12 protein-coding genes, 2 tRNA genes and 2 pseudogenes are annotated in these 22,946 nt (G+C 51.9%); 8 read left to right on the top strand and 8 right to left on the bottom strand.

Annotated features, from left to right (window positions below; all coding sequences use genetic code 11):
• Positions 1–111: 111 nt before the first annotated feature.
• The gene (dauA, locus tag G5229_RS12900; RefSeq protein WP_421209241.1) at positions 112–1,848 is read right to left on the bottom strand and encodes a C4-dicarboxylic acid transporter DauA; all 1,737 of its coding nucleotides are present in this window, start codon (positions 1,846–1,848) and stop codon (positions 112–114) included.
• Positions 1,849–2,335: 487 nt separating this feature from the next.
• On the opposite strand from dauA, the gene G5229_RS12895 reads away from it, so the two are divergent.
• Positions 2,336–2,411 (top strand) — tRNA-Asn (locus G5229_RS12895).
• Between the two features lie 2 nt (positions 2,412–2,413).
• Positions 2,414–2,489 (top strand) — tRNA-Asn (locus G5229_RS12890).
• A 202-nt stretch (positions 2,490–2,691) separates the two neighbouring features.
• Here the strand turns inward: G5229_RS12890 and G5229_RS12885 are convergent.
• The 3 genes and pseudogenes from G5229_RS12885 to umuD all read right to left on the bottom strand — a co-directional run.
• Positions 2,692–2,748, bottom strand: a pseudogene (locus tag G5229_RS12885) (DUF4113 domain-containing protein); the annotation flags it as partial.
• Entirely contained in the window at positions 2,749–3,951 is a 1,203-nt protein-coding gene (gene umuC, locus G5229_RS12880; RefSeq protein ID WP_421209240.1) for a translesion error-prone DNA polymerase V subunit UmuC, read from the bottom strand.
• A pseudogene (umuD, locus tag G5229_RS12875) lies at positions 3,932–4,374 on the bottom strand (translesion error-prone DNA polymerase V autoproteolytic subunit). Before umuD ends, umuC begins: the two are co-directional and overlap by 20 nt.
• A gap of 359 nt (positions 4,375–4,733) precedes the next feature.
• Here umuD and G5229_RS12870 point away from each other — a divergent pair.
• From G5229_RS12870 to dndE, 6 genes are all read left to right on the top strand, one after another.
• Positions 4,734–5,183, top strand: a complete 450-nt coding sequence (locus G5229_RS12870; RefSeq protein WP_279485670.1) for a hypothetical protein — start codon at positions 4,734–4,736, stop codon at positions 5,181–5,183.
• Positions 5,183–7,207, top strand: a complete 2,025-nt coding sequence (locus G5229_RS12865) for a DNA phosphorothioation-associated putative methyltransferase (RefSeq protein ID WP_421209239.1) — start codon at positions 5,183–5,185, stop codon at positions 7,205–7,207. The genes G5229_RS12870 and G5229_RS12865 overlap by 1 nt, the downstream gene beginning before the upstream one ends.
• A gap of 134 nt (positions 7,208–7,341) precedes the next feature.
• Positions 7,342–8,427, top strand: a complete 1,086-nt coding sequence (gene dndB, locus G5229_RS12860; RefSeq protein WP_041209432.1) for a DNA sulfur modification protein DndB — start codon at positions 7,342–7,344, stop codon at positions 8,425–8,427.
• Positions 8,424–10,058 (top strand): DNA phosphorothioation system sulfurtransferase DndC, encoded by a 1,635-nt coding sequence (gene dndC / locus G5229_RS12855; RefSeq protein WP_421209238.1) that lies wholly within the window; start codon positions 8,424–8,426, stop codon positions 10,056–10,058. Before dndB ends, dndC begins: the two co-directional genes overlap by 4 nt.
• Positions 10,048–12,066: a DNA sulfur modification protein DndD gene (gene dndD / locus G5229_RS12850; protein WP_216979221.1), complete on the top strand. Its 2,019-nt coding sequence runs from the start codon at positions 10,048–10,050 to the stop codon at positions 12,064–12,066. The genes dndC and dndD overlap by 11 nt, the downstream gene beginning before the upstream one ends.
• Positions 12,066–12,413: a DNA sulfur modification protein DndE gene (dndE, locus tag G5229_RS12845; RefSeq protein WP_216979222.1), complete on the top strand. Its 348-nt coding sequence runs from the start codon at positions 12,066–12,068 to the stop codon at positions 12,411–12,413. The genes dndD and dndE overlap by 1 nt, the downstream gene beginning before the upstream one ends.
• 308 nt (positions 12,414–12,721) lie before the next feature.
• Here the strand turns inward: dndE and G5229_RS12840 are convergent, their stop codons facing one another.
• Genes G5229_RS12840 through dptF form a run of 4 tightly spaced genes read right to left on the bottom strand, consistent with a single transcriptional unit; the run spans position 12,722 to position 22,528 of the window.
• Positions 12,722–14,470 (bottom strand): DUF262 domain-containing protein, encoded by a 1,749-nt coding sequence (locus G5229_RS12840; protein ID WP_421209237.1) that lies wholly within the window; start codon positions 14,468–14,470, stop codon positions 12,722–12,724.
• A 15-nt stretch (positions 14,471–14,485) separates the two neighbouring features.
• Complete coding sequence (dptH, locus tag G5229_RS12835) at positions 14,486–19,597, bottom strand: DNA phosphorothioation-dependent restriction protein DptH (protein ID WP_421209236.1); 5,112 nt, start codon at positions 19,595–19,597, stop codon at positions 14,486–14,488.
• Positions 19,578–20,906, bottom strand: a complete 1,329-nt coding sequence (dptG, locus tag G5229_RS12830; RefSeq protein WP_421209235.1) for a DNA phosphorothioation-dependent restriction protein DptG — start codon at positions 20,904–20,906, stop codon at positions 19,578–19,580. The genes dptH and dptG overlap by 20 nt, the downstream gene beginning before the upstream one ends.
• Positions 20,907–20,908: 2 nt before the next feature.
• Complete coding sequence (gene dptF, locus G5229_RS12825) at positions 20,909–22,528, bottom strand: DNA phosphorothioation-dependent restriction protein DptF (RefSeq protein WP_421209234.1); 1,620 nt, start codon at positions 22,526–22,528, stop codon at positions 20,909–20,911.
• Positions 22,529–22,946: the final 418 nt, after the last annotated feature.

Here is a 22,946-nt window from a genome sequence, read left to right as displayed (position 1 = left end):
AATGTAAGGGATACGATGGCTTTTGGTCAATGCAATTTTTTACTTTTTGCGTTCGTTTGCTCAATATCCGAACCAAGTGACCAAAAATATGCCGTTTCGTATCCCTTTCAATCAATTTACTGCCGCTTCGTGCAAATGTTCACCTTTGAGCGCCTCTTCCAGCGAACCGTAGAATTCCAGCTTGCCGGGCTGCGGCCGCACCTTGGCACGGGCCAGGGTCTTGAGCGGTTGGAACTGCAACTCGGCCACCCGCAACTCGACCCCGGCTTTGGCCATCTGCTTGCCAAAGTGGAGGAAGGCAGACAGGCCGCCCGCATCGAGGATGGAAACCGCCTCCATCTGCAACACCAGCACCTGGTGCCCTTTCACTTGCGCTTCCAGCTCGGCAAAGACCCGTTCGGCCGCGGCAAAGAAGAGCGGGCCGTTGATCTTGTAGAGCAGGCCGTTGTCCGGCACCTCGTGGGCATAGCGCTTGTGCTCGGCCAAATCGTGCAGTTTGGTCATCTTGGCGATTTCACGCATAAAGAGCAGGGAGGCCAGGATCACCCCGAAGGTGATGGCGATGACCATGTCGAAAATGACGGTGAGTGACAGGCAGACCAGCAGCACCAGCACATCGGATTTGGGCGCGCGACGGATCAGCTCCACCACCTTGTGCGCTTCACTCATGTTCCAGGCCACGATGAGCAGCAAGGCAGCCATGGCCGAGAGCGGCAACCAGGAGAGCCAGGGGGCCAGCACCAGAATGGCGGCCAGCACCACCAGCGCATGGACGATCCCCGAGATGGGGGACGTAGCACCGGCACGCACGTTGGCGGCAGAGCGAGCGATAGCGGCGGTAGCGGTAATGCCGCCAAAGAAGGGGGCGAAGATGTTGCCAAGCCCCTGCCCCACCAGCTCGGCGTTGGAGCTGTGTTTGCGACCGGTCATGCCATCGAGCACCACGGCGCAGAGCAGCGACTCGATCGCCCCCAGCATTGCCATGGAGAAGGCGGCAGGCAGCAGCCGCTCAACAGCCGCCAGGTTCCATTCAACTGGCAAACCATCCGGTCCGGGCAAGGCCCAGGGCATCACCAGGGTCGGCACGATGGGCGGGATCCCCATCCCTTGAGTGCCATCGGCCAGGGTATAGCTGAACTTGCTGCCGATGGTGGCCACATCCACCCCAAAGTAATGGAGGCCAAAACCCAGACCTACCCCGACCAGCACTGCGGGCAGGTGGCCAGGCACCGGCAGACGCAGGCGCGGCCAGAGCAGCAGCACGGCCAGCGTTGCGACCCCCACCAGGGTATCGCCCCACTGCCAGCTTGGCAGGGCGGCGGCCAGCGCTTCGACCTTGCCCAGATAGGTTTCCGGCATCTCGGGCACGCTTAGGCCAAAGAAGTCCTTGATCTGCAAGGTGGCGATCACGATGGCGATACCACCGGTAAAGCCCAGCGTCACTGACGGGGGAATGTACTCGATAAGGCGGCCAAGACGGGCCATCCCCATCGCCACCAGAAAGAGGCCGGAGATGAGCGTCGCCATCAACAGACCACCGACCCCGAACTGCTGGGCGACAGGATAGAGGATCACCACAAAGGCAGCGGTCGGGCCGGAGATGGAGTAGCGGGAGCCACCGGTCACGGCGATCACGATTCCGGCAATGATGGCGGTATAGAGACCGTGTTGCGGCGGCACACCGCTGGCAATGGCCAGTGCCATGGCGAGCGGGATGGCGATGATGCCCACCGTCACACCGGCGATAAGATCACGGCCGAAGCGGGCCATGCTATAGGGTTCATCAATACAGGACTGGCGTAAGGCTATGGCGAGCTTCACGCTATTTAAAGAGGCTTGCTTGTGCATGTATATCGTAATACCAGAAGAGGGAGATAAAGGCCGGAGAGATCCGGCGCCCGATCATCATCAAGGGCCGGCAGGGCTGTCGACGCGGCGATGGTATCCTGCGTAACCTTACTCCAGACGGGTCATTTTTTCGATGGGCAGGATCAATGAAAAGCACTCTGCCCCATGATTTGGCCCATTTACCGCCAAATCGCCGATCTTGACTCCAGCTCTCCCCCTTTTAGCCACAAAGATTACCATTTGAGCCTCACCTGGTTACCAGCACGTTCGCGACATCATGCTGTCATCATCAGGTTGATGCGAACCGAACCAATGCCCCCTGCGCCGGTTGGGGGGAGCGATGGCAAGGGACTGATTGTGCTGAAAATAAACCGCAAAGCGCAACTTTTGGGCAAACAATCCGAAAATCCGGTTTTCGAGAAATTCGCGGGTTGACACCCGCCGCCCTGGTCATTAATATTCGCCCCGTCTTAACGAGACAGGCAATTCCTCCTTAGTTCAGTCGGTAGAACGGCGGACTGTTAATCCGTATGTCACTGGTTCAAGTCCAGTAGGAGGAGCCAATTCCCTCGTAGTTCAGTCGGTAGAACGGCGGACTGTTAATCCGTATGTCACAGGTTCAAGTCCTGTCGAGGGAGCCACATTTGAAGCCCAGTTTTCGAGCTGGGCTTTTTCATACCCATCTCTCCATTGTTTCAAGCTGAGCCAGCTACCCCTCACCGCTTGCTCTGCCACATTCCCCTCGCAGTGAACGATCCACTCTCCCTGTTTTCTCTCAACTCAAATTCGACTAACTTCCAAAACGTCCTACTACAGCCAAGTAGCGGCCTCATTGTGCCTTGGTTACCTCGCCACCGGCAGGTCCTCCCAGCGGGTGGTGTAGCAGGGACTCAGGTGCTCTTATCGCATCATCCACTCAGGCGACCCCGTGCCTTGGCTGGCAAAGCCTACTCGCCCCAATCCCTTGGCTTTGATCTGGTCCATCACTGCCATCAGCGCATCTGATTGAGCGGAGGACGGGGCAAACAGGTCGGCCTGTTGCTGCCCCTTGGGGGTGAACTCACTCAGCATGACGCCCCCCTTCTGATAACGGTAACCGTCGCGCCAAATCTGCGGTAACAGCACGTTCACTTGCTGCAGCAGCAACCGGGTATCATCGCTAGGGCAGACCAGCCGAACGCCAGCCTGCTCACTGTAGTAAGGGGCTCGTTCATCAAAGGGGATGGTTCGCACAAACAGGTGCACCCGCTGGCAACACATCCCCTCGGCCCGCAGCTTCTCGGCTGCGCGAGCCATAAAGCCTGACAACGCTTGGGCCATTTCTCCACGGTCAGTCACGCGCTCACCAAAGGAACGGCTCGAGAGGATCTGCAGCTTCGCCGCCGGTTCAACGGTCAGCTCTGCGCAAGGCAGGCCACGCAGCTCCTGTACGATCCGCTCAACCACCACGCCGTATTGGGCGCATAACCCTTTGGCGTCGCTAGCCACTAGGTCAGCAACGGTGTTGATGCCTTGTGCCACCAACTTGGCGCCCAAGCGCCGTCCTATGCCCCACACCTCGTCCACCGGGGTGATAGCCATCAGCCGGGCACGGCGCAGCTCGTCACGCAAGTCCACGACGCCGCCCGTGGCAGGCCACTTCTTGGCTGCATAGTTGGCCAGATTGGCGAGGGTCTTTGTGGGGCCAATCCCGACCCCTACCGTGAGGCCGGTCCACTGCCACACTCGCTGCCGGATCTGTTGTCCATAGGCTGTCAGGTCCCCGGCAAACGACTCCGACAGTGACAGGAATGCTTCATCAATGGAGTAGACCTCCAGCTCGGGGGCCATGGTCTCCAACGTGCTCATCACCCTGCCAGACATGTCTCCATAGAGTGCGTAGTTGAAGCTGAATGCCACACCGCCATGCGCCTCGAACTGCTCGCGGATCTTGAAGTAGGGCCCGGCCATCTTGATGCCCATCGCCTTGGCCTCGGGGCTGCGTGACACCACGCATCCATCGTTGTTGGAGAGCACCACGATCGGGCGGCCACGCAGCTCAGGGCGAAACAACCGCTCACAGCTGGCGTAGAAGTTGTTTACATCAACGAGCGCTATAGCCATCACGCTGCCTCAGATTGCCAATCACATGGGTGACCACTCCGAACAGTTCTAGGGAGAGGCTCATGCAAGGGTCGATAGGCGCGAACGCCGGATTGGCTGGCAACAGCCGCAACCTCGGCTTGAGCTGCAAGGTCTTGACCGTGAAGCCGCCATCGAGTAGTGCAATCACCACATCACCATGGCGCGGGGTGAGGCTCTTATCGACCACCAGCAAGTCACCGGGAAAGATGCCGACCCCGGTCATGCTCTCCCCCTCGGCACGCAGATAGAAGGTTGCTGCAGGGTGGCCACGCAGTGGGTGTTGAGGTCCAACTTCCCTTCCAGATAGTCGCTGGCTGGGCTGGGAAAGCCGCAAGAGGCGCGGTGCAAGAACAGCGGGATGGTCACCTCGGCGGGTGATGGGTCTGGGGTTAACAGCTTCATGGCAAAACACCTGTATTTATATACAGCCATTATAGCGCACCACCTTTGAACCAGCGCAAGTCCTCATCCACAGATGCATGAATCACACGCACACTCACAGTTCCAATGCTTCCACCAACAAAAGGGCATAGCAGGAAAAGCTCACCGCGTGCTAATTTTTGCTTTCTGGCTAGGAACCCCACAGATAATACCGTCAAGGCAGAATGTGGTTTCCCAGCCTAACGTGGCATGTTCATTCCCATTTGTGATAGCTGTTAGGGGGCATCTCCATAGATATAAAGGAATCCTGCAGCCAACATTTCACCTTCGAGATGCTGTTTCACTGTGGTGAAACTTGGCAACGCATCCAATGCACAAACTTGCCTGAACAAACCGAGAGCTGGCTGGCCTACCGTGAACTGGCAACGCATATTCTCGATCCGCTGGTAGAAACATTTGGTCACCCATTGCTGACCTATGGGTTTTGTGGGGTAACACTGCGCAAAGCTATTCTTTCCAACGCCTCCCCCGGTATAGCCCCCACACTGGACCAACATGCGGCCTGTGAACTCAATCAGCGAGGAAGCGTTATCTGTCCTCGGCAAGGGGCCGCGGTTGATCTGATATACCCAGGGAAGAACAGCTATCAGGTAGCCCTTTGGTTGGCGCAACACACCCCGTTTGATCGTCTCTATCTCTATGGCCCAGACCGGCCACTGCATATCAGCTATGGGCCCGAGCAAAACCGCGCCTTGGTCGAACTCACCACTCACCATGAAAGACGAATGCCCAAGCGGCTGACACTCACCCAACTCAAAGGAATGTGCTGATGCTGACCCCCGAGCGCTTCACGCAACTGGTCGCTGCCCTGCCATACAAAAAAGTGCTGCCCGACGCGGTCTATCTGCACAAAGAGACCCTGGCCACAACCACCCCACAGCTCTACCGCTTTGTCTGTGCGGTGGCACAAGCGCTCAAACTGCCGGAGTGTGAATGGGATCTGGTGAAGTTGGCAAAGCAGGACTTTAGGCTGTCCCTGCTCAGCTACCCCACCTTCTTCGAAGAGGCCTACCCCAGCCTCAAGCAGAGCGTGACCGTTGATCTGGCCAAACTAAGCCATACCATTACCCGCTACGACAACCAGGATAATCCCCCCATTCTGCATCGCAAAGAGTTCATGCTGACCCCCGATCACCCACAGGCAGAGAGCTGTCGCCAGATCACCCAAGAGGGGGAGTTGGCGGGACTTTACGATCATCCCCGCATGATTGGCTTCAAAGCATCGTGGGAGCGGCTTATCGCAAGGCATGGATACCAACTGGTTGATGGGCGCCTGTTTCGCACCTCCGCCCTGCCGCCCGAAGAGGGGGGCCCACAAATTGATCGCCATAAAACCGCGTTGGTTCGCCATGAACTCTCAGCCCCCATGAAGATGCTGGCACGCCATGGTTATCTCAACGGCGACTATGCGCTGTTTGATTACGGTTGCGGCCGGGGGGATGACCTGCGGGAGCTGGAAGCACACGGTATTGACGCGCTGGGCTGGGACCCGAACTTTCGTCCGGATGGCGAGAAGGTGATCTCCCATCTGGTCAATCTCGGTTTTGTGATCAACGTGATTGAGGATCAAGATGAGCGAATGGAGGCGCTGCTCGGCGCCTGGGAGCTGACCCAAACCCTGCTGGTCGTCTCGGCCATGCTGGCCAACGACAGCTTTATTGCCCAGTTCACCCCTTATAAAGATGGCGTTATCACCTCGCGCAACACCTTTCAGCGCTACTACAACCAAAGCGAGCTCAAGCACTACATAGACAGAACATTGGATGAAAATGCCATCGCCGTGGGGCCAGGCATCTTCTATGTGTTCAAAGACAAGCTCGAAGAGCAGCGCTTTTTGGCACAACGTCAACGCCGAAACCACAGCTGGCAACAGCTGACCTCGCCCACGCCCAACCATCAGGCCGCAGCAGCACTACTGATCACTCGCCATCAACCGCTGTTTGAAGCCTTCTGGCAGCGGGCGCTGACCCTTGGCCGAATTCCAGCCACTGACGAGTTTGAACAAAGCGACGAGTTAAGAGAGATAGCAGGCAGTCATCGCAAAGCCATGACCCTGCTTGGCCAGCATTTTGACCTTGCCCAGTTAAAGCAGGCCGAGCTGGAGCGGCAGCAAGATTTGCTGGTCTACCTGGCACTCAACCTGTTTGGCAAACGCCAAACCTATACCCACTACCCCAGCGAGCTGCAGCGGGATATCAAAGCCTTTTTCGGTGGCAACCCGCAGGCACAGCAGGCCGCCAAAGCACTGCTCTACCAGATTGCGGATATCGCCCTCATCAACCAGGCCTGCGAGCTGGCCCATCAACAGCTCCCCAACAGCCTGCTCTATCCCAGCCATTCACTGCTGCTGCACAAATGCTTTATTGCGCAATTACCGCCGCTGCTGCGTGTTTACCTGGGGGCGGCCTGCCAGCTCTACGGTGACTTGACCGATATCGACGTGATCAAGCTGCACATCCGCTCCGGCAAGGTGAGCCTGATGGGGTATGACGACTTCAGCAAGCCCATTCCTTATCTAGTGGAGCGAGTGAAGATCAAGATGGCCGAGCAGGAGGTCGACTTCTTTGACTACATCAATGAGCAGACTCAGCCACCACTGCTCAACAAAAGCTATCTGATGGCACCGGATGATCCGAGCTTCAAGGCACAACGAGCGTTGGAGCAAAGATTGAGCAAACTGCTTGGGATGGACCTGGAAACAGAGCATCACTTGAGTCGCCAACAATATGAATCAGCTCTCAAAGAGCAAAAAAGGCGAATTTCAGGCTTTCGTATTTGTAGCGTAAAAGAGTAAAATCAGCGCCCCAAAATAACGTAAAAACTACTTATTCCTCGCTAAAACCTAATCCACAGTCTTATAACAACATGTGATTACGTTAATTTTGACGTAAATCTAGACTTGAATCAGGACTAGCCAGGAGCATCATCATGAACCACTTCGACGCTGACTACTGCTACTCATTCCCCGCAGTGCGTGGGATACAAGCCGGTCGCCCCTTCTATATCGCTACCTGCCCGATGCGCATCATCCCCAAAATTTTCAACTTCGATGAGAGCGAAGTCCCCCCTGAATTGCGGGCTCAACGCACATTGAACAAATCTCGGATCCCGGAAATGGTGCGATACCTCTTGGAGAATCCCAAGGATTACGTATTCTCTGCCTTGACTGCGTCAATTGCTGTTGACGTCGAGTTTGCTGAACACCCCGGCTCCAACAACCTGGGCACTTTACGAGTGCCCATGGATGCACAGATCCTGATCAACGATGGTCAGCACCGCCGTAAAGCTATCGAAGAGGCGTTGGTAGAGCGCCCCGAACTGGGTCAGGACAACATCCCTGTCTTGTTCTTTGTCGATGAAGGGTTAACCCGAAGCCAGCAAATGTTTGCTGATCTCAACAAGTACGCGGTCAAACCCAGTCCGTCACTGTCAACGCTCTATGACCATAGAGATCAAGGCTCTGAGCTTGCTCGCCATTTGGCTACTAGCATGGAGCCCTTCGTCGGGCTTACTGAGATGGAAAAGTCGAGCATCTCCCAGCTCTCCAGCAAGCTCTTCACCTTAAGTAGCATCAAGCAGGCAACTCGGGCCCTACTGGGCAAGGGGCCTAAAGAGGGCTGCACAGATGAAGAGGCCAAGCTTGCTGCTCTCTATTGGAAAGCGGTCTACGACCAGATGCCGGATTGGCAGATGGCCAGTCGCAAAGAAGTATCGCCAGCCCAACTCCGGCAGGAGTATGTCCATGCTCACGGCGTCGGCCTGCAAGCTCTCGGTATGCTCGGCCGCTTTTTGATAAGCGAGCATCCTGATACCTGGCAAGCAGACCTTGGTAAGCTCAAGACCATTGATTGGCGCAAAACCAACCCGGAATGGATTCGCAGAACCATGTCACATGGCAAGCTAAGCAAATCCACCACAGCGCTCCAGCTTACCTGTAACGCCCTTAAAACATCACTCAACCTTCCCCTCACCCCCGAGGAGAAGGTACTTGAAGCTCAGGTTGTCTCTCAATGAACCCCTTGATTCAGGCCCATGATCTGGCCGATTACGAAGATTTCATCAATACCGAGCCCTTTGCCGGCCGCCCACTGGCCGAGTATGTAGCTGAAGTACAACGTATCTACTGCGCTGACAAACGACCCTGGGTCATTGGTTATAGCGGAGGTAAAGACTCTTCTGCTGTGCTGACGCTGGTCTATCTGGCACTGCTGGGGTTACCGCCCGAAATGCGCCACAAAGATGTCTTTGTCGTGTCATCAGACACCCTGGTCGAGACCCCTGTTGTCGTCGATTTGATCATTCGGACCATGGATCAAATCGAAAAGGGCGCCAAACGCGATGCGTTACCCATTACCTCTCACCCTGTCGTACCCAAAACCCATGAGACGTTTTGGGTAAACCTGCTCGGCAAAGGCTACCCTGCCCCGACTCGCAGCTTTCGCTGGTGTACCGAGCGAATGAAGATCAACCCGGTCAGTGACTTTATCAAAGACAAGGTCAGCCAGTTTGAAGAGGTGATCGTTGTGCTCGGCTCTCGCAGCAGCGAGAGTGCTTCCCGTGCCCAGGTCATTGCCAAGCACAAGATTGATGGAACCCGTCTTGCCCGCCATACCACGCTGGCTAATGCCTTCATCTACACCCCTATCGACACTTGGGATGTTGAGGATGTCTGGAAACTGCTGCGCGGCGCCTTCAAATACGCGCCAGATGATGTGGAGGAGTGGGAAAATCCCTGGGGCGGCAATAACCGCCCGCTCTGGACTCTTTATATGGACTCCTCAGGTCAGGGTGAGTGTCCATTGGTCATTGATGACAGCACCCCCTCTTGTGGTAATTCACGCTTTGGGTGTTGGACCTGTACCGTGGTCACCAAAGACCGAGCCATGGAGAGCCTGATCCAAAACGGCGAAGACTGGATGATCCCCCTGCTCAAGTTTCGTAATCAGCTAGCTCTGACCACAGACCCTGCGCAAAAAGATACCTACCGTAACTACAAGCGCCGCACCGGCAAGGTGAGCTACCAATATGCCAAAGAGGGTGAAGAGCTTAGCGCAGAACGCAAGCACGTCCCCGGCCCTTATTGGCTGAAATACCGCCAAGAGTGGCTTAAAGAGCTGCTCGAGATGGAACGTGACCTCAACCTGCGTGGCCACACCATTACTCTGATCACCAAGCCGGAGCTGCATGCGATTCGCCAAGAGTGGTTAACTGACCCTAACGAACCGGATTGGAATGACTCACTGCCAGCTATATATCGGGAAGTGTATGGCGAAGACCTCGACTGGCTAATCGACGATCAGTCACGCTTTAACGCCAGCGATGCTGAGCTGCTGGCACAACTAAGCCAGGGCTATGATGTCGAGCCCGAGATGGTGATGAAGCTGATAGAGCTCGAAATATCCCTTGAAGGGCTTAGCCGCCGCCAAGGCGTCTTCGCCAAAATAGGAACCATCCTGAAACAGGATTGGGGCAGCCTCGAAGCCATAGAGCAGAAACAGGCACAATTACAAAAGCGCAATGAGCGCGATCTCTATCAAGAAGAAGTGGAACAAATTGAACAGTCGCTTGCTGAATTGCAAAAGCAATTGGCACAAGCCGACGATATGGCAGCACTGTTTAGTGAGGCAGTAAAAAATGATCATTAAGAAGTTGGTCTTGCATAACTTTCGTGTATTTCGTGGTCACCACGAAATAGAGCTGACCCCACAAAAACGCGAATATGAGCGACATGATAGGCCTATCGTGCTGTTTGGTGGCCTCAACGGCGCAGGCAAAACGTCGATTTTGTCAGCCATCCGTTTAGCACTATATGGACGTCTGGCCTTTGATAACCTCATCCACAATCAGGACTATATTGACCAACTTACTGCACTGATCCATAACGGCGTCAGCGTCTCTCAGCAACCTAAAGATGCCTCGATTGAACTCGTGTTTACCTATAACCAAGGGGGCACTGAGTCTGAATTTACCGTTATTCGCAGCTGGAATCGCAATAAAAAAGATAGGCTAAAACTGCTGCAAAACGGGGTCGAGCTGGACGAGCTTAACTATGAGCAGTGCCAGGGTTTTCTCAATGAGTTAATCCCGCACGGTATTGCTGATCTCTTCTTTTTTGATGGCGAGAAGATAGCCTCATTGGCAGAAGATGAATCGGGCAAGATTCTGCAGACCGCGGTACGCCGCCTGCTGGGCCTTGACCTGATCGCCAAACTGCGCACCGACCTTGGCATCTATTTAAAGCAGCAAGGAGCCAAAGAGCTGGGTACCCAACAACAGCACAAATTAGCCGAGCTGGAGCAGAATAAAAAGCAGTTTGCCAAACAGGCCGAGCATTATCGATTTGAAGCTGACTTGGTGATGGCAAGGATTGGCCTGATTACCCAGGATATTCAGAAATATGAAGCCATGCTGGCAGCACAAGGTGGTGCATTTGCACGGACAAAAAATCAGGAGCAGCAGAAAGTTGCTGAACTGGTAAAAGAAAAAGAACAGCTTGAAAAGAGTCTGCGCCATGAATGTGATGGCTCCCTCCCCTTTGCACTGGCCCCCAACACCATGGCCAAACTGCAGCAACAGCTGGCCAAAGAAATAGAGATAAAAAGGGCTCGCAGCTTTTCCCAAGAGCTCCATATTTTTCTCGAACAGCTTAAAGCCAATATCGGCTTTAAAGGTAAAGAGACGCTGGCCATCACAACCCAGGCGATCGAAGAGCAGCTTGACAGCTTTATGGCCAACAAGCCGCAAGGTGAAGTCCTCTTTGATATCTCGGAGCGCGAGACTCACATCGTCATCGCGACAATCAGTGAGGATTGCCAACGGGCTTGGAACAAATTTGATGCACAGCGTCGTAAATTGGCCAAGGTTGAACATCAACTGGAACAAGCCGCCAGCAATATTGAGCGAGCACCGGATGATGAGCAGCTGATGGATATCTTCCAAACCCTGCGAGAGATGGACAATCAACGGCAAGAAGAGCGCCACAAATACAAGGCTCTGCTGGAACAAGCCAAGCAAGCGGTAATGAGTCAACTGGATTGCGCCCGCCAGATCCAGAAATTGCACGATAAAGCCAGAGAACAATATGGTGCTGTGAGTGCAGTGCAATATGCCAATGAGACCATCAGTTTGCTGGATGAATACAGCGATGTATTGACCCAGGCCCGGGTTAAAACGCTGGAGCAGAATTTTGAAGTGGCCTACCGAAAATTGGCTAGAAAAGAAGATCTGCAGATTAAGGCCAGGATCAATCCTCACACCTTTGATGTGGAGCTGGTAGACGAAGCTGGGATTGCTATCAATAGAAAGTCGCTCTCTGCCGGTGAGAAGCAAATTTATGCCATCGCGATCCTGGAAGCCTTGGCTAAAACATCTGGTAGACAACTGCCGGTCATTATTGATACCCCGCTGGGGCGCCTTGACTCACATCATAGAGACAAGCTGATTCATCACTACTTCCCCTATGCCAGTCATCAGGTGATATTACTGTCGACTGATACCGAAGTGGATGAACGCTATTTTGCCAGTGCTCTTGCTGATGATATCTCTCATGCCTATCAGATCCGCTTTGATGCGCTGACCAAGTCATCAAAACTGACCAAGGGCTATTTCTGGAAAGAGAGTCCTGTCCAAGTGCAAGCCAAGGAGGTTTGTTAATGCTCCCGAATCGCATGCAGCTTACCCGCCAAACGGAAGAGCAGCTTAAACGACTTAAAGCCAATACAGGGATCACGCCCAATGTGGCCGCACGTCTGGCTTTTTTCCGCTCAGTGGAAACTGATTTTCGCTACCACCCTGATCATAAAAAGCTGGATGGCAACCTGGTACTCGACAAAATCACCTGGCTGGGAGAAACACTGGTTGTTACCGAGCTCACCCTCCAGATGATTTATCCTGACCTGGATCATAAAGAGTGGATAAAAGCCTGGGCTGCTCATGTGGAAGATGGTATAGCTTCACTACGTAATCACCGTAGTCTAAGCGATTTTACCAAAGCCATATGACTGAAAAAAAACGTAAAAATCTTCCATGGACGGAAGATGAATACAGATTAGCCTTGATTGTTTATCAGGATCTTAAGCGTTGTGGAGAGAAAATTAGTGCTAGCAACCCCAAAGTTGTTGCACTTAGTCAACTACTCCAAGTACTCGATATCTATCCAAGATCAGAGAGAGGCGAAAATTTCCGGGAGCCTGATGGTGTCAGGTCCCGGATTTCATATTTTAAGCGAATGGATGATGGTGAATCATATAGTGATCGAGAAATGCAGTTTCAAGTATGGAAAAAATATTACAAGTCGGGATTATGATATTTATAGCATCCATATTTTTGGTGCTGCATTTGCGATCATCTCACCTCTTTCCACGATCCAGGCAACACTCCACATTTGTCCGCTGTTAAATTTTTCATATATTTTCTTGGTTTCTGGGAATACAGAGCCCTTATATTCGATGACTTTATCAATGAAAACTTTATTTTTTATTGATTGATTTATAGATTTATTTAACAGAGTCATATTACCAATGCAATAGATGAAGTCATTTATTTGCGTCCCTTCAGAAGGATGAAAAACCCCCTCTTTTTTCCATAATTCAGGCTGTTGTGGAATAACATGTTCTAAATGTACTTCGGAATAATTAGGGATTGACTCACCATTAGCATGCCAAATATAGAATTTTGATAGAATATATTTTGCCAGCTGGTTATCTTGAGTTTTGAATTTTTTCATCGCCTCAATAAATGCGTCATCACCGATTTTATCTTTATGAGCATAGAAGGGCATTAACACATCATTAAGTGTAGCTTCTTCTTTTTTCATCTCTCGGATAACAGAGTCAAATACCTTTTTTGCACCACCGACAGAATAATCGCCAATTGTGATCCATCTAAAGAGAAATGAAAGACTAACCCGAGTTATTTCCTCTAAAAATTCCGGTCTATTATTTATAGTGTACATAATTAATGGGTAGCAGGTAGTGTACTTCATTGTATTTATTTCACCACAGAACCCAAGATACTTTTCTTTATTATGCTTACATTCAGGAAAAGCAAGATTTTCTGCTGCATATTCTGAAAATTGACTCGCTTTCTCTAACAAATCGCCTGAAAATGAATCAACATCTATATTCTTACTATCAATATATTTGCTAATATACTTGTAGAGTTCTTTCTTAGTTGTATTTATGCCTCTTATTGCCTCCCAATACACTCGAAGAAAATCCACAGGTGATAAACGACTAGACTCAACTAGATTTATCATGTCATCCCAATTTGCAAGCAATCGATCACTCTGCTCTTCATCACCAGCAGACTTCATCAATATTTTGTTTTTAACTAAATCCGATACACTTAAATCCATCCCTTTTGAATTCAATGACTCAAATAATAAAAATGCGTCATAGTCTGTCTTCACTTCTATAGTTATGAACTTTAATTTCTTAACCATATGAACAAGCAGACTATTTAGCTTAGAGATCGCGTCATCTCCAGTAATAGTATCTTTAATTAAAGAAAAGAATGTTTTCTTTGTTTTAATCAATCGTTTATCTGATTTGTTAATTCTTAATTGCTCATCACTATGAAGAACATCGTCTAAGTTTCTTACTATATGCTGAAAGCATACATTATCTTTCTTATTTAATTTTAGGAAATAATTATCAGGTTCACTCGCCTCTCTAAGTCTATTGATCGCAATAGTCGTAATTCTGTTGGCCTTTTCGAGATTTTCCTTATTTCTTGGTGTGTCTTTAAATATTTCTGGATAGCTAGGAAATGCTTTTGATATTGACACAATGACGGCAAATAAAATTGAAAAAGTAGCTAATCGTTGTTGACCATCCACTATGTCAAATAAATCATCTTTAGTATCATTTTTTTTAAGAACTATCGTTCCCATAAAATATTCAGAAGACTGATCATGAGCATTATTAAGATCAACCCAAAGAGTTTCCACCTCATTTGGAGACCAAGAATAATCTCGTTGATAATCAGGAACAACATAACTAGTCTCAAGACCAGATAGGATTTTTTCAAGATTTTTACTTTCAGGTATTATTTCCATTTTTCACACCAAATATTAATTATTAATTATTTCCCAAAACGCTCTATCCCGCATCATAGATACCTTTTTATCTCCATCTATATAGAGACTAAAATGCTTATCCAGTTTGCGGATGGTTTCCATTAATTGTTCTTGCTCGGTCTTATCATCTTTATTAAAGATGGCCTTGATATCGGCATTCTTGATCTCGGCGACGCGATGCACCACCCAGGTCAAAATATAAGAGCCGTAGTTGTTTTCCCCGGTTTTAAAGTGGCTCAAGTCCTGGGTTGAGAGGATCACCCCTACCCCATACTCGCGCCCCTCTTTCAGGATCTTGCGCAGGCTGGGGAAGTCCTGCGACATAAAGTTGTCGGCCTCGTCGACCAGGATCATCTTGGTGATCTGGCGATAATCGCCGTTGACTTGCGGTTTGCCGCGCTTTTGCATCTGCGAATAGAAGAGATCCAGCGTCAGGGCTACCACCAGGTTCTGGATCTGGGGTGAGTAGCCCGCCAGCTCGATCACTGTCACCCCATCGAGCAACTCATACAGGGAGCTCACCTTATCCGGCATGGTTTCAAAGATCTCGTAAGTGACCAGCGAGTCGAGCGCTGCATAGAGAGAGTCTTCTTCTACCTTCTCCTGTTCAAGATAGAGATCCCATACCTGGGCCAAGGTTGGCGCAGGCCTTGACCAGGTGCTGGCGTCAGACCTGCTGATCCCCGCCAGCTCATACGCATCGAGGATCAACTTGCGCAGCCGCAGCTGCTGCTTGGGCCCGAGGCCAAAGGCTTTGGCCAGGGTCTCGGCAAACCCGGTCGCGGTATGCACCGGCAGCATCGGCATATCGCCATAGAGCGAGAGCGGATTGTACGGCAGGCGATACAACCGCAGCCGCTTGCTCTGGTTTGCCTCGCTAAAAGCATCATCCACATAGTCAGATTTGTAATCGAAGATCAGCAGGCCGATCCGTGCTCCCTCGACGTTGTTGTCCTGCTGGCGCATCAGCTGGGTGATCAGCGATTTGGTAAACTGGGTTTTGCCGGTGCCCATGGTGCCTATGATGCCGGTATTGGTATTCATAAAGCGGGCAGTATTGGTGGGCTCCCAATAGAGCGGCGTTTGCCGCAGCGCCTCGTGGCCAAACAGGATACGCATGGGTTCTGTCGGCTTGCCGGTCAGTCCCGTTTCCACCGCTACTGGGGTAACCGGGTCGGTGTTTTGGGTATCTGTGGCTGCTTCCACTGGCGCCATATCCACCGCCTGATTGCCCCCTTCTGTTGGCTGCGGTTGAGAGCTGTATTCAGGCTCCGCCGCCTCTTCTCTGGGCCCCAGCAGATATTGTTTGTCTACATGGCACAGGGTCACCAACTCATCAAGCGCAGGGGCGCTACAAGCCTGAATAAGGCTACCCAGCAAGGCATAGGGCAGTTCAACCTGCAATACGCCCCGCTCGGTCATCTGGTAGTGAGGCACAAAGAAGCTGTCGTTTTCGATATGGGCGACCACAAAGCCTTCGGGATAGTCGGGCACGCTGGCCAGGGTATATTCCCCTTTGAGCCACCACTCCCGCTCGGTCAGCAGCGGTGCAAGCTGCGCTGGCTGCATCACCTGATAGAGGCAAAGCTTGTCGACCTGCATCAGCACCTGGCGAATAAAGAGACCACGGTAGAGCCGTGCGGCCAGAGTGTTGGGGCCAAGTACTTCTTCCATCAGGTAACGTTTAAGCTCCAGCGCCTGTTGCCCGGCATAGGCAAAGTCAGGTCTGACACCGGTCTTGACCTCCAGAGGCAACAGATAGAGTTGCTTGCCCTTGAAGCCGACAAAGAGCACGTCATCGGAAATGGCCCCTTTGCGATACCCATGCACCTGACGGGAGAACTCGCTGTCGCTCATCTTGAGGCCAACATTGCCAGAGACGCGGATCATCTCGGCCACGGAGAGGGGAACCCAGCAGATATCGGATTGCCGCAACAGGGCCGAGACAAACTTGTAAGCACCGATGATGCCGTTCTTTTCTTTGCGCTCCTTGTCGTTGGCCGTGAGCATCTTGAGCAGCCACTCGCCGTTGAAGGCATTGAATTCGGAGAGCAGCGTCTCCCCTTGTCCGTGACCCTCTTTTTGCAGCAAGCGTTTAAAGAGGTCTACCTGCTTGGTCACCGTGATGGCGTCATAACCGGCCGCACTGGTGTATTGATCCGAGTAGTGGATCAGCACCACATCCTGCTGACTGGTAAAGAAATCTAGAGTCACCTTGGGATCGATGATGGTGGTCCACAGTGCGCTGTCATAAGAGCGGGTCAGCAGTGCCTTGAAATCAGCACTGACCGCCAGCCCCAGGCTGGTTTCCAGATACTGGGCATTGCTCTGGCTGGCCGGTTGCCACAGGTTGCCCAACAGGCGGGCCACCCGCAGCGACTGCACCCCTTGATAGGGCACGCCACGCAAACCAAAGGCGGTGAAATAGGCCGCCCCTTTAGTTTCGGCCGCTTCCCCGGCGATCAAACCATCACACAACACACCACTCAGTGCCTCATCGGTATTGATGGGATGGCACTCTACCGGCTCCTGGTTGCGGAAGAACGCCAGATGGGCATAGGCAAACTGCTCGCGCTCATTTGGCAGGGTGAACTTGCTGTAGGTCAAACGGCTGCGGATAAGGTCGATCAACATATCGGCCTCAGCACGCAGCGCAGTGGTGTTCAAGCCAAGCCAGGCTTTCAGCTCGTCATAAGCGGCCGTTTCGGCAAAGCGGTCGAAGTCATTGAATTGCAACCGCTCATCGTAGAAGTTCACATGAATGGCGATCGCCTGCTCTTTGTGCAGCTTGAAGTGTTCGATCAAACCGAGGAAGAGCTCTGCCGCACTCGCCTGATTGATGGCATTGACGATCAGGGTGCTCTTGGCCCCGGCACTGAACAGCCGGGAATAGGCCTGGGTAAACTCGGCCAGTTTGTCGCGCACCAGACGCTTGATGTAGCTGTAGCTCTCCTGCTTTTGTGGCACCACGTCGAGCCAGAAGCTATTCTCCCGCACCGGCAGCAAATGGGCGTAACCAGAGTCATTGTCATAGACGAAAGGCAGCAAGCCAGATGCAACCAGGCGCTCGCGGGTCACCTCTGGCAATTCGGCAAAAGAGCTGACGCCATCTTCATCGCGATCGGCTTTTATTTCGGCCACCAATTGCAGGTGATAGGCAAGTACCAAGGGGTGCAGCGGGCTTAGGCGTTGCCACTCATCCTGGCGGCACAGGCCAATGCGCATCAACTGTTTGTGCTCGAGCGCCAACACCGCATTGGTTGGTATCTCGCTTAGCGCCGCTTCGTAGGCATCCAGCACCCGCTGTACGAGGGCGCAATAGCTATCGCCCCAGGCCACCAGGCTCGGCAATGTTTTCTTGTGTTGCAGATAGTCAAACAGGGCGGCATAAGCGCCATGTAAATCAGGGAACCTTGCACTAATCGCCGCAAGTGGCATTGGTTCGGCAGTCAGACCGATATACAAGGCCCGTTCATCAACCATCCGTGCTTCGAGGTTCAGCAGCTGCTGGCGGATCCCGACCACACCACTTTCGCTGTTATCGAAAATGATCTTGCCTTTGGCCCGCAGATACTCGGCATTACGGTCATCTCTGAGCAGCTTGGCGAAACGATCCCGGTCAAACAGCAGCGGAACGCAAATACTCTCATCGGCGGCCGGGCCTTCAATATTGATGGGTAAGCGACGCTCGCCATTGACCAGCTCAAACTGGATCTGTTCGCTCTGCTCGGCCAGCGCATCAAAGTTCACCCAGCCACAGGCGCTGCAGTCCACTTCGCCCTCATCGTCAACCAGATGCATGATGGCGTCTTGCTCTGGGTTGACCTTGAACTTGTTCTCTTCCAGCAGCAGGGTCAGCCACTTCTTGCCCGCATCAACTCGGAAGCAGTGCAGCAACTCATCGAAATAGAAATCTCCCTGCTCTACCACTAGACAGCGGAACTTGTACTCTTCGGAGCGGTTATCGCGTTTAAGCTCAAGGCTAAAAAAGGTGGGTTCTCCCGTGACGGGCAAGGTCACCGTCGCCCAGCAGCGTTTACCACCGACACGGCTGACAGAATAAGTGACCGCATTTTTGAGCGACCCATTGTGCATCAGTTTGAACTGGCTCTCGTCCAGATCATTACCGATGAAGGTAAAAGAGAGGCTGAGGGTTTTCTCCCCCGGCGGGAGCTGGATCAGCAGGCTCAGGTCGCGTTGTCCCGCCTTGCTCTGGCTTTTGGCTCTTTGTTGCAGTGAGCCACTGTCAACGGCCACCTCTTCCAATAGCAACTTTTGCGCTTTGTTGGCTTCAATCTCTTTGAGGTAGGCCTCGAATTCCAGATCACGCCAGCTCTCATCCTGGAAATGCTGGCGGATAAACTTGGCGCTGAACTCTTTCAGGACACTCTCGAGCTGATCGAGATCATAATGCTCAACCGCATCTTCAATCTCGCGTCGCAGCTTGCGGTTTGCTTGGAGCCGCTTGCTGATCTGAGCCTTCTTGCCGCTCCAGCTCCGAATGACCGGGTCATTGAATAGCTGGAGCTCATCAAACTTGAGTTCCCCATCTTGATCAAGTGCACTGAACAGAGGAGCAAAACCAAATACAGTCGCCCCCTCTTCGGTGATGAGGGCTAGTTGCTCTTCAAGCAGGCAGGCTGACAGCTCCTTGTTACTGCTGCCAACATCTATTAGTGCGCCAAGCTGCTGCGAGAGACTATCCGGATGCCAGACAGCACCGGGCGCCCCCAAATCAAGCGCACTGTTGATCAGGGTATCCAGCATGCTGTTGTGGATAATGAGCAGGGCTGCTTTTTCAAATTCTGCACTGCGCCCTGCGACCAGATCACGCAAACGGGAGATGTAGTTTTCGGTAAATCCCGGAGCCTCACCATGCAATACAGGTAAAACCCGCACGCCATTGCACTCTATGTATGGCAGGTCAATGCCATCAGCCGTAGCCAGCGTATTTGTGGCAGCAAAGGTCACCAGTGACTGATAGAGCACCAGACCGTTTTCTGCACTGGGGGATTTGAACTGGTAACGAGAGCCCGGCTCAATGTCGGCACTGACCCACTCGATAAAACGTTCGGCCAGAAAGTGCTCAAAGGGTCTTGCGGACATATACGGCGTCTCCACTATCACTCATTCGTTCTACATTGCCCATGCGCTCATAGAAGCTGACCAGTTGCTGCAATGACTGGTTATCAAGATAAAAACCGCGCTGCTCGAAGCCTTTACGCAGATCGTGCAGGCGCAGCTTGTCGGCCTTGCCGATGGTGAGATTGGTCAACAGCAACAGCTGATCCTGATTCAGCACCAGGGTACGGCCAGCGGCCCCCCGGGCCTGAATAAAATCACTGAGCAGCTTCTCTTCCAGCTCTTTGACATATTTCTTGTTCACACCGCCACGGGAGGTATTGGCATCACGGAATTGCTCCAGAGCCAACTCTTTAAGCTGCTCAAAGGCTTCTGCCACGCTGTTTGTGAGAGGTCGTACAGACTGCAATTTACGGATTTCTCTAAAGGCCTGCAGATAGTTGTTCAAATCTTCCAGCAACTGAGTCTGGTCAGTACATTCCGTGGCATCGCGATAAACCTGCCAGAGCGGTCTTTTCTTGGTATCCCCTGGCAACTGGAGCACGTCAAGGGCGGAAAGCAGCGGGAAAACCCGCTCGCTGGCAGCAGCCAGCAGCTTGTAGCCAGAGCGCTTTACCGATGTACGTTCAGAGCTGGCCTTTTCCGAATCGAGAATAAAGTAGAGGGGCTTGCTTTGGGGCTCATGTTGCCAGTCGGTCACATTCAGCGCCAGCTGAGCACAGTAAGCAAAGGCATACAGCCTGAGTGTGCCAGGCAAGGCTTGCAGCAGGTATTGGGGATGTGCAGCCAAAAAGCGAATATCTTCACGAAATACGGCATTCAAAAAAGGCAGATAAGGTTGCTCATCCTCATTTTTTACCAGGCTGCCGCTTTGCAGCCTGCCTTGCAAAACGGACAGCAGTTCTTGCTCGACAAAGTTGAGCTTGTCATCGAGCGCATCTTCCAGGAAGAAATCCCCCAACAGACCTGCAAACAATTTGCACAACCGCGTATCTGGTGCGCTGAGATCGGCTTGCCCACTCTTCTTACCTTTGGCCTTAAACAACAGGAACAGCGGTGAAATATGGAAGAGTGCATCATTTGAAAAATAGGCTCGCTCAAGCACCTGCCAAAAATCAGGATCGTCGAGCTTGCCTGCAAACCGGGCTTTGCACTCCTCCTTAAACTGCTCGAATTCATAGGCAGTCACCTGCTTGCGCAAGGACAGCCCCAGCACGACACCTGTCACGGTATCCCAGTCAAACTCATTGCCTTTGTTGCGAATGGGCCAGTAGTTGGTGAGCTTGTTTTTATCAACCGGAGCTAATCCGACAGGAATTGGATACAGAGACATGACTATCTGGTTCCTTCTACAGTGATCATGCCGTCATCCAAACCAAGACGGTAATGCTGATCACCTTCGTAATAATGAAGAACAGGGCTCTTTTTAGCGACAGCGCGGATTTGTTCAACCATCTCATCAAGCAACACGATGGCATTCTTGTCGTACTTGTTTGGCCGATAGCCGTTGTTGAGCTTGCAGATCAGCTCAAACAGATTGAGGTTGATTGCCATTGGTGCCAAGGGCTGGTCATCAACCTTCAGATAGGCGCTGAAATGATCGTGTTTCTCGACATGCTGACGCTGAATTGCGCTGTAATCAGCTTTCAGATCGACAGGTGCCGCGACATGACACTGGCCAAATTGACCAAGAGAAAGCTCTCGTTTTGACAACTCAGGGGCATTGCGGTTGGCATAAACAAAAATGGCCGGGATCAGCGCTTTCACATAGAAATTGCGCAAGGCCAGCTGGCTTCCACCCTCCCCAAGATACTGACTATGCTGCAGCCAGACAGTGGCATAGTGTTCAAGTACCTGCTCTTCAAAATCGACTTTGAATTGGTGATGGTAGTTATTGCCAAGCTCACAGTCCTTAAGCAGATAAAAAAGGCGCAGAAGGGATGCGGCTTGACCCGTTTTATCACGAGGCTCGTTGAATATGAGCCCAAGTTTTGCCAGCTCGACCATAAAGGCATCCAGCGCCTCATCCGGTAGATTCAGCTCATAACGCAGCACAAACTGGTCTACCGCTTGGGTATGAATCAAGGCCGGATCAAAGTCAGCAAGACGCAGGCTTAGCTCGCTGTCTTTAGCCAGAAACAGGTTGTCAAAGAGGTAATGCTCCCCGGCCAGAAGCTGATGCAACAGATCCAGCAAGGCGCGAGTCGTAATGAATTGATCCTTGATCAAACGGGTTTTGAACAGAGTGGTAATGATAATCTCTTGCACGTGCTCATTGGCCAGCAGCCTGAAATTGGCGATGAGGCGCATGTCGCGTTGGCGTTGCTCATCTGCAAGGGTAATAGCATGAAACAGATTGTCATCGGTTGGCTGAGTTAACCGCTTGAGCAGTTGACGCATAAAGCTTGAATAGCTGCCAGCGTCATCATTAAAACGAAATTTTGGATAGGACTCGAAATCCAGAAAGTGATATGCCCCTTGCGTTCTCTCGCCACTATCCAAAAAACGCTCTATCACGCCACGCAACTCACTGTGCCGCTCAGCCCCTTCTTTGGCAAAGTTGGCCAGCATACCGATATTGATACCAACCACCAGGGGTTGAGCCCCGTCTCCTGCACGATCAAAGAGTTCGTTTAGCGCATCGATTGCTGATTGATGAGGCGAAAAGCTATGGGTTGCATCCAGATGGAAGGTATATCTGTTTTTATATTGGTCATAGCTACGTGACAATATTTCAGATTTGCCATCACCACTACTGCCGCATAAAAACACACACTCACCAGGCTGCAATGAACGGAGGCACTTCTCAAAATCATCCTCGATTTCGGGTGTAACGTAGAGATAATCCTTGAGGTCATCAAACAGATCTCTCTGACGTTGTGTTGTCGTCTTGACCGAGAAGGAAGAAGATTTAGCCAAAACCCCGAGGGCCTTGCGAAGGGAGATTGTGCTCACGGTATAACCCTATCATTTCATATCTGACCGATACTAACTGATTGAATCATTGGGAGACTACAAGAAAGGATGAGTCTTTGTATGAATCCTTGACGTTCGTCAAATCTGAACTCACATTTGTTTTTATCTTATACAGGCACATAGTCCACTTATTCAGCTATTAGTCTAAATTTCCCTCAGCACAAATAGCATTACTCTTGAGATTTTCATGCCGTTTTTTCCCAAATCAACCTGTATGTCATTACCTCCTCTCTACCCCAGATGAACGCTACACTTGGTGCTTTCTAGCAGGCTGTAGTGGTCAACTAAATCCGGACACTTGGTTAGTGTCCCGTCCTGAAGGGACAAGGTGTGAAACGGACACAGCGCGATTACTCGCTGACTTTTAAACTGGCACTGGTCGAGCAGATTGAAAAAG

It is taken from the genome of Aeromonas sp. 602396, from assembly GCF_049173735.1.
GTDB classification, from domain to species: Bacteria; Pseudomonadota; Gammaproteobacteria; order Enterobacterales; family Aeromonadaceae; genus Aeromonas; species Aeromonas veronii_A.
Note: the sequence above shows the minus strand (reverse complement) of the source record. Positions and strands in the feature narration are given on the sequence as shown.

What these genes read in the sequence shown, in the direction of transcription:
- G5229_RS12865 (WP_421209239.1), top strand. Translation starts at nt 5,183, where the DNA reads ATGCTGACCCCCGAGCGCTTCACGCAACTGGTCGCTGCCCTGCCATAC.
- dndE (WP_216979222.1), top strand. Translation starts at nt 12,066, where the DNA reads ATGCTCCCGAATCGCATGCAGCTTACCCGCCAAACGGAAGAGCAGCTT.
- umuC (WP_421209240.1), bottom strand. Translation starts at nt 3,951, where the DNA reads ATGGCTATAGCGCTCGTTGATGTAAACAACTTCTACGCCAGCTGTGAG.
- dauA (WP_421209241.1), bottom strand. Translation starts at nt 1,848, where the DNA reads ATGCACAAGCAAGCCTCTTTAAATAGCGTGAAGCTCGCCATAGCCTTA.
- dndD (WP_216979221.1), top strand. Translation starts at nt 10,048, where the DNA reads ATGATCATTAAGAAGTTGGTCTTGCATAACTTTCGTGTATTTCGTGGT.
- dndC (WP_421209238.1), top strand. Translation starts at nt 8,424, where the DNA reads ATGAACCCCTTGATTCAGGCCCATGATCTGGCCGATTACGAAGATTTC.
- dptG (WP_421209235.1), bottom strand. Translation starts at nt 20,906, where the DNA reads ATGTCTCTGTATCCAATTCCTGTCGGATTAGCTCCGGTTGATAAAAAC.
- G5229_RS12840 (WP_421209237.1), bottom strand. Translation starts at nt 14,470, where the DNA reads ATGGAAATAATACCTGAAAGTAAAAATCTTGAAAAAATCCTATCTGGT.
- dndB (WP_041209432.1), top strand. Translation starts at nt 7,342, where the DNA reads ATGAACCACTTCGACGCTGACTACTGCTACTCATTCCCCGCAGTGCGT.
- dptH (WP_421209236.1), bottom strand. Translation starts at nt 19,597, where the DNA reads ATGTCCGCAAGACCCTTTGAGCACTTTCTGGCCGAACGTTTTATCGAG.